Below are 684 nucleotides of genomic sequence, written 5' to 3'. Positions count from 1 at the left end.
CCGGGCCTGGCCGAGGTCGCCATGCAGTCGGGCGCCTACGCGGGCCGGGTCGTGCGCCACGCGGTGGAGGGCAGGGCGAAACAGCCGAAGCCCTTCAAGTACTGGGACCTCGGCAGCGCCGCCTACATCTCGCGCGGCCGGGCCGTAGTCAAGGTGGGTCCGCTGCACCTTTCGGGCACGATCGGCTGGCTGGCCTGGCTCTTCGTCCACCTGGCCTTCCTCACCGGATTCCGCAGCAGGCTGGGAGCGGTGCTCAGCTGGTCGGTCGCTTTCGCCACCAGCTCGCGACGCGAGCGCGCATTCACGATGTCCGACGTCGACGCGCCGGCCGGCCCGGGGTTCGGACAGAAGACACCCCCGCCGCCTCCCTGACCACGGCACCCCCTTCGCACCCTGTCGTTTCTCAGCCCCCGCGCCCCGCGGGGCAGAACCATCGAGGCGCACATGCTCAGCACAGTGGTCCTTCTGGCGGACGCCCCGCCCCAACTCCTGCCGGCTCGCCAGCTGATGGCCTTCACCCTGGCCTCCCACATCCTGCTGGTCCCCTTCGGAGTGGCGCTGCCGTTCATCACGTTGTTGATGCATCACCGGGGGCTGCGCCGCAACGACCCCGTCGCCCTCAAACTCGCCCGGCGCTGGTCTGCGGTGATGGCCGTTCAATTCGCCATCGGCGTCGTCACCGGC

General features: G+C 70.3%; 1 protein-coding gene and 1 pseudogene. Both read left to right on the top strand.

Going from position 1 to position 684, the window contains the following annotated elements; genetic code table 11:
- Positions 1-372 (top strand): annotated as a pseudogene (locus AOK11_RS45975) (NAD(P)/FAD-dependent oxidoreductase); the annotation flags it as partial.
- Between the two features lie 72 nt (positions 373-444).
- A partial coding sequence (locus AOK11_RS37625) for a cytochrome ubiquinol oxidase subunit I (protein WP_167353881.1) occupies positions 445-684 on the top strand: 240 nt, incomplete at its 3' end.

Source organism: Streptomyces hirsutus, from assembly GCF_001418415.1.
Lineage (GTDB): Bacteria > Actinomycetota > Actinomycetes > Streptomycetales > Streptomycetaceae > Streptomyces > Streptomyces hirsutus.
Note: the sequence above shows the minus strand (reverse complement) of the source record. Positions and strands in the feature narration are given on the sequence as shown.